The organism is Clostridium sp. UBA5712, from assembly GCF_002419845.1.
Taxonomy (GTDB): Bacteria; Bacillota; Clostridia; order Clostridiales; family Clostridiaceae; genus Clostridium_J; species Clostridium_J sulfidigenes.
The window spans coordinates 1-7,210 of record NZ_DIGW01000009.1 but is presented as its reverse complement, the minus strand read 5'-3'; the positions used below and the strand labels follow the sequence as shown (position 1 = coordinate 7,210).

Here is a 7,210-nt window from a genome sequence, read left to right as displayed (position 1 = left end):
GTGATATTATAGGAATAATAAATTCTATCGGAAAACAAGTTGTTTCTTATACCTACGATACTTGGGGTAAATTAATATCTATAACAGGAGATAAAGTATTAGGAGAAAAGAATCCTTATAGATATAGAGGCTATAGATACGATACAGAGACTGGATATTACTATTTACAATCAAGATATTATAATCCTGAGTGGGGAAGATTCTTGAATATTGATGCTATTGGTGGAAATGTAGGAGCATTGCTATCACATAATATATTTGCTTATTGTAATAATAATCCCGTAAATGCTAAAGACCCTAATGGTTTTAGACCTATATATACTCAAGGAGAAGAAACAGCTGCAATGAGAGATGCTTCTTATAAGGTTATGAATAATTATGGAAGAAGAAAAAATAAGAATACTAGTGGTGTAATTACGACAAGGACTACTAGCGGGTATACGAGACATGTGGCTGATGCTGAGATTGCAAATGTTACGGGGATTTATGGACCATATGGGTTGTATGGAAGTACTCAAATAAATACACCTGACTTTCCGATACAAGGATATTTAGGTGGGACTGCATTTGCTGGGATTGTGCATAATGGTGATAACAAATGGAACATTTATGATATTGGAGTTAATTTTGCACCTGTTAGGGTAGGCGGCATAGCAAAAGTTGATATAGGCATATTCCATTGCGAGATACAAGTAGGAGCAGCGATAGGTCTTGGAGGTGGATTTACTGTAGGTGGATACAATGATAGTAGTGGATTTGGTGGAATATTGGGAGCAGGTGCTAGTTGGTTTCCAGGAGCAGATGTTACTTTAAAAGCTTGGGTAGAGTACTAATATTTATTATTAATAAATTATAATTGCATAAACTTTTAATGGAGAGGTAGATGAGCTAAGGTCATGACAAAAAATATTATAATAAATGTTATTCTTTTTATTATAAGTATATATTTAAATTGTAAATGGGTTATTGCTATTCAAAGAGCAATTAAACCATTTGATGATAGGTTAGATAGGGGGAAGAGAAAAGACGAGTTTAGAAAAGGAATAAAATATTTGCTTATAACAATTATATATGCCGTTATAGTCATATATTGCTTGAATGACGTAAGATGATATAAATTTATAACTTAATATTTTTAAATGAGGGGTGGTAAATATAAATCAAGATGTATATAAGATTTTAATAAATATAGTGTATATAATTTTACTATTAATTTTACTATTAATTGGATATGTAGCATTTCGAGAATTTTCCAAAAATGCAAAACAAAAAAATCAGGAGCGAGGATACAAAATTGCAATGAATTATTATAAATTTTTGGGGATTTTTGCTATGATTTTTAGTATTTCTTATATAGGTAAGTTAATATTTGAGATACTTGGATATATATCACAATAATAGACTAAAAATTTAAAATGCTTATTATATTGTAGTAAAAAATGTATAGTAGAAAATAGATTATACAAAAGTAAAGTAAACTATAAAAGAAATAGGGGCTTTAGCAAAATAGAATTATCTATTTTGTGAAGTCCTTTATTTGTATTAATTCAAAAAGATATAAATAGAAATCTAATTACATAATTAATCGAATAGGAACATGAGTATATTCTTAGCAGTATAGATTAACAAAGTTCTTAGCTTATGAGAGTGTGTTTCCCTTATAGAAGGTTAGAAATCGTTATCTAGGGGCGTAGTAACCCTTAGTGAAACTTAGAGATACTAGCCATCAGAAAAATTTTATATAACTATGGAGATAAAGGTCTTGTAGGCTTCGTGCTAAATCATACTGAACAATATTTCTACATTAGGAATGCTCAAAGTGATATCATAGGAATAATAAACTCTATTGGAAAATAAGTTGTTTCTTATACCTACGATACTTGGGGTAAATTAATATCTGTGGGTTAAAAAGGAAACTCCTTTTCATATATATTCAAATGAGTAAGTTCCACTAACCAAATTAAAATTTGGAGTGTCACTTAAAGCCTTAGGAGAAAAGAATCCTTATAGATATAGAGGATATAGATACGATACTGAAACAGGATATTACTACTTACAATCAAGATATTATAATCCTGAGTGGGGAAGATTCTTGAATATTGATGCTATTGGTGGAAATGTAGGATCATTGCTATCACATAATATATTTGCTTATTGTAATAATAATCCTGTTATATCAAAAGATCCTAATGGTTTTAGACCTATGTATACTCAAGGTGAAGAAACAGCTGCAATGAGAGATGCTTCTTATAAGGTTATGAATAATTATGGAAGAAGAAAAAACTCAAATACTAGCACTGTAACTAACTCTAAGGGTAATAAATTAAAAGATACAATACTTGGTTCAATTCCAGGGTTGTTGTCTGGTACAATCTTCAGTATATGTGAAAATTTTGGTGATGACATAATTGTAGGTAGTATGAGGACAAAGCTTTATGGAATATCAACTAAAATTCCAGTAACTTTAGGAGTTTTTGATGACGCATTTAAGCAACTAGGTGTTGTTGGATTAGGATTATCAATATGTGATAATAGGAATTATGGATTAGGTATTGGATTAGTTAGAAGTGGTATTGATATACTTGGATTTGCAGGAGCAGCACTGGCTACAACAGCTGTTGCAGCTAGTGGTGGATGGGTAGTAGTCGGTGTAGGTTTAGGTATTGGTGTACTTACTGAAATCTTTAAATGGGGAGTCACAGAGAGTATTAAAAAGTTTGATTAGGGCTTTATAAGGAGGAGAGATGAAAGATGAATAGCAATAATAAAGGTATATATGCAGTAGTAGGGATAGCTGTTTTTATTATATCGAAGCTTATACTTGGTAATTTAGGAATAGAGAATATACCAGTACCCATTATTATTGGGATACTAGCAGTTTCATATGCTATGTTTTTAATAGGGATACTTAATAAAAAATTAACAGGAGGAGAGAAGGTTTGTTATATAGTATTTGCAATTTTATTCGCAGTTGCGATTGTTAGTGCTATTATGGTAACTATATTCTTGAGTTATTTTTCACAAAATGTAGCAGAATACAAAGTGTTGATGTTAATACTATTAACAGTTGGTATATTATCACTTTTAGGTATAGTGATTATATCATTGATAATTATAAAAAAATATCGAAATTAGATACTCTATAATTAAAACTTATATATGATATAATAAGAAGGGTGTTATTAAAGTTATAGTTACAATTTAGAAATATTTATATTTATAAAAAATGAATAAAATTCCAGCATACTTAATATATTGGAATTTTATTTATTTTATATACGGTATAATAAATTTGTCATCTTAATTCTATATAAAAAGTTTGAAAAGTATTTTAGGTAAATTTAACCTTAAATGGTATAAGTAAGTTTTAATAACTAAATCCCGGAATTCAGCTATTGAATTTAAATATACATTAGAAGGAAATAAAGTAGTTTATGAAGAAATGACTAATGGAAGTAATGTAGATTAACAGAGTTCTTAGCTTTTTTGAGAAGGGTTTTATCTCACAAAAGGTTAGAAATCGTTATCTAGGGGCGTAGTAGCCCTTAGTGAAACTAGGGATACTAGCCATCATATAAAATTTTATATAACTATGGAGATAAAGGCCTTGTGGGCTTCGTGCTAAATGATATTGAAGAATATTTCTACATTAGGAATGCTCAAAGTGATATTATAGGAATAATAAATTCTAATGGAACTCAAGTTATTTCATATACCTATGATACTTAGGGTAAGTTAATATCTATAGATTAAAAAGGAAACTCCTTTTCATATTCATTCAAATGAGTAAGTTCCACTAACCAAATTAAAATTCGGAGTGTCACTTAAGGCATTAGGAGAAAAGAATCCTTATAGATATAGAGGATATAGATATGATACAGAGACTGGATATTACTACTTACAATTAAGATATTATAACCCTGAGTGGGGAAGATTTTTAAATGCGGATACTATTGGTGGAAATGTAGGAGCATTGCTATCACATAATATATTTGCTTATTGTAATAATAATCCTGTTATATCAAAAGATCCTAATGGTTTTAGACCTATGTATACTCAAGGAGAAGAAACAGCTGCAATGAGAAAAGCTTCATATAAGGCTATGGCAAAAGCTGCTCCAGCAATTAGTAATAAGCTGGGTTCTATAAGTACAAGTAAATCTAAATCAAGTTCCGGGTTTATATTGTCTGCGGTTACAGCAGTTGCCGATTCTGTAATTGGTAGCAAAATAGCTTCTAAGCTAGGTACATTTAGTAAGTATAGAGAGTGGACATACAATCCAAGTAATTATATATATAAACTTAAGTTAAACGGAGGGGGTAAAGCCCTTAATGGATTAAAAGGTGTAGGAGCAGTAACACTAGGAATAACTTCTATTCAAACTATTAATAGCATATGTAAAGGTGAAATATATGGCGCTGGGGTAGACTTAGTAGCTACAGCAGCTGGAGTTGGAGTAGGATGGGGAACAGGTTTCTTAGCCAGTGCTGCAATTGCAACATTTTCATTAGTTGGAGCACCAGCTTTTGCTGTTACAGCACTAGGGGTTGGAGCAGGAATATTAGGTTCTTACGTTATAAGCATAGGAGCGGATTATATGAAAGGTAAACATTATGGGAGGTAATAAAGGTGAGAAATAAAAATAAATGGCTGTTTATAACTCCTGCATTATTGATAATGGTGTTAAGTAGATATATACTTGCAAAATATGGACGTGATGCAAATAATAGAATTGGTCTTTTAGTTATATGCAGTGTAATAGTATTATTTATAGGAGGTATTATATACTTTGGTGTAAAGAAATACTTTTGGTTGTCAATTGGTTTAGTAACTATGATCATTCCGATGATTGTATGCATGATAGGAGTATACAAAGAGAATTATCCGTTAATGATTAAGGGATTAATAGCATTATTACTAATCATGGTAGGGTTGTATATATTTTTAAAGTTACATTTAAAAAACAAAAAATAAAAATTAGTAATTTTTAAAATTAAAAGTAAATACTTATGAAGGTGATAGTTGTTCCAATTAAGAGGAATAACTATCACTTTTTCTTTCTATATGATATTGATAGTTGGTAAATTATATAGGAGGAAAAAGAGCATTTAATGAAGAAATAATGGTAGTAGTGAAATAAAGGATACCTATGATGACTTAGGAAGAATTGAAACTGTAAATAATGGACAGAAAATAGAATATTATTATAATGAATTAAATCAACTTATAAGAGAAGTAAACAATGTATTAAAAAAGACTATAGTATATACCTATGATGCGGGAGGAAATATACTAAACAAAGTAGAACATATACATTCTGGTATAGTTGCAGGAGCAGAAAGGAGTTACAGTTATGCTTACGAAGATCCAAACTGGAAAGACAAATTAACTTATTTAATTCATCAAAATGACAGCGAGGACATTTTTAATTTGTTTTGTTTATTGTTCTTCTCTCCTTTTTTTGGGGGGGGTAATTAGTTCTAGGTAAACATATTATATTTCCAAGGGTTGAGAAATTCAATGTTCATATAACTTAACAGAACATAAAATATAGTAAGGAGAGGAAATATGAATAAAATTATAAAATTTAAATATATATATATTTTATTACCACTAACATATTTTTTTGTTTCTTTTGCAATTTCCCTTAATTATTATTTAATTGGTGATATGAAAAAAGTAAATAAAACAATTACATCAACTTTTATATTTACATTAGTATTTGTTATCTTATGGTCAATAATCATGTCTTCACTGGGATATGATTATATATTGGATAGCATATTCGGGTTGTGCTATATTTATACTGTGAGTACAATTTTTAGTATTTACCTTATAAAGTGCCAAAAGGATTATATAGAAAAGATTAAATATGACAAATAAGGGTATATTATGAAGTTAATTACACAAAATACATGTGATAGACCGAATTACAAGTATAGTATATATACAGAAACACAGCTAATTTATAGAGTAGAAGCAACTAAAGGAACTTTTGCAAGTTTATGCAAGATAATAGTATACGATAAGTATGGTATAGAATTATATAATGTAGCTCAGAAAAATTTTAATAAGATTATTTTAAGATTAATACCTTTTATGAGTTTTTTTAAATTTAGCGTCTGTCCATTTGAGGTATACAAGGATGATATTCGTGTGGGAAGTATACATGAAAAATCTAATGGTGGATGCAATATTATTGCAGATATAAATGGCATTAATTATGAAATTATTGAGCAAACTGAAAAATATGTTCATATATTTAAAGAAAATGAACAAGTAGGCTTAATAGAAAGAATAAATTCATCCATTAACAATGCATATGATTATATAATCTTACTTAATAAAAATATTCCAAGCGAAATAGTTACTATATTTTCAATTATAGTAGATTTAACATGGAACTATGGATGTAGAAGAAATGATATAAATTTTTATAATGGAATAAAGACTAACTATCATGAGAAACGTTGGAATTTACAGGGAAAAAATTTGAATAAAAACTGGACACCTAAAGAAGAATAGATAGTTAGTGATATCATTATGTAAAATTGCTTTTTAAGAAGAGTTAATAATTGCTCTGTTATTTATTATATGGAAATGTATATAAGATTTTAAATACCCTATAGAGTAATTTACTACAAAACTACTCTGTAGGATATTTTTATATGTAAATATAATGGAAAATTGTTTTTGTAAAGCTTAGTCTATACCTATGATGCCATAGGAAATCCATTAACTTATGATGGTTATACCCTTAAATGGGAAGGTGGAAGAACATTATCATTTATAACAGGAAATAGTAAAAACATTAGTTATTAAGTGATTCTTAGCTTCAGAGGTAGTAGAATATCTTACTACCTCTGAATGTTAGAAGAACTTATCCGGGGTCGTGTCTGCTCTTATCTCCACCTTGTATAAGAGTGGAGTATTAGAGTCGCTAGACATCGGATAAGTATAATAGTGATGGAATAAGAACAGAAAAAACAGTAAATGGAGTAAATCACAAGTACACACTAGAAGGAAGTAATGTAGTATATGAAGAAATAACTAATGGAAGTAATGTAGATTAACAGAGTTCTTAGCTTGTGTGAGAATGGTTTTCTCTCACAGAAGGTTAGAAATCGTTATCTAGGGGCGTAGTAGCCTTTAGTGAAACTTAGGGATACTAGCCATCAGATAGGATTTTATATAACTATGGAGATAAAGG

At 29.4% G+C, this 7,210-nt stretch carries 7 protein-coding genes; all 7 read left to right on the top strand.

All coding sequences use genetic code 11. The annotated features are described in order from the left end of the window. Nucleotides 1-833, top strand: an 833-nt coding sequence (locus B3B03_RS04025; protein WP_346876525.1) for an RHS repeat-associated core domain-containing protein, incomplete at its 5' end; no start/stop codon positions are given. A gap of 63 nt (nucleotides 834-896) precedes the next feature. Further along, nucleotides 897-1,112 carry a hypothetical protein gene (locus B3B03_RS04020; RefSeq protein ID WP_346876524.1) on the top strand — a complete coding sequence of 72 codons (216 nt, stop codon included), beginning with the start codon at nucleotides 897-899 and terminating at the stop codon, nucleotides 1,110-1,112. Between the two features lie 860 nt (nucleotides 1,113-1,972). Further along, entirely contained in the window at nucleotides 1,973-2,725 is a 753-nt protein-coding gene (locus tag B3B03_RS04015; RefSeq protein ID WP_346876523.1) for an RHS repeat-associated core domain-containing protein, read from the top strand. Nucleotides 2,726-2,751: 26 nt separating this feature from the next. Next, a complete protein-coding gene (locus tag B3B03_RS04010) occupies nucleotides 2,752-3,135 on the top strand; it encodes a hypothetical protein (protein WP_346876522.1) in 384 nt (127 codons plus the stop codon). Nucleotides 3,136-3,817: 682 nt separating this feature from the next. Beyond that, nucleotides 3,818-4,624 carry an RHS repeat-associated core domain-containing protein gene (locus B3B03_RS04005; RefSeq protein WP_346876521.1) on the top strand — a complete coding sequence of 269 codons (807 nt, stop codon included), beginning with the start codon at nucleotides 3,818-3,820 and terminating at the stop codon, nucleotides 4,622-4,624. 5 nt (nucleotides 4,625-4,629) lie between these two features. Next, entirely contained in the window at nucleotides 4,630-4,974 is a 345-nt protein-coding gene (locus B3B03_RS04000; protein WP_346876520.1) for a hypothetical protein, read from the top strand. 918 nt (nucleotides 4,975-5,892) lie between these two features. Then, complete coding sequence (locus tag B3B03_RS03995; protein WP_346876519.1) at nucleotides 5,893-6,525, top strand: hypothetical protein; 633 nt, start codon at nucleotides 5,893-5,895, stop codon at nucleotides 6,523-6,525. Nucleotides 6,526-7,210 lie beyond the last annotated feature (685 nt).

Bases quoted from the DNA above. Each gene is read 5' to 3' on its own strand.
- B3B03_RS04020 (WP_346876524.1), top strand. From the start codon at position 897: ATGACAAAAAATATTATAATAAATGTTATTCTTTTTATTATAAGTATA.
- B3B03_RS04010 (WP_346876522.1), top strand. From the start codon at position 2,752: ATGAATAGCAATAATAAAGGTATATATGCAGTAGTAGGGATAGCTGTT.
- B3B03_RS03995 (WP_346876519.1), top strand. From the start codon at position 5,893: ATGAAGTTAATTACACAAAATACATGTGATAGACCGAATTACAAGTAT.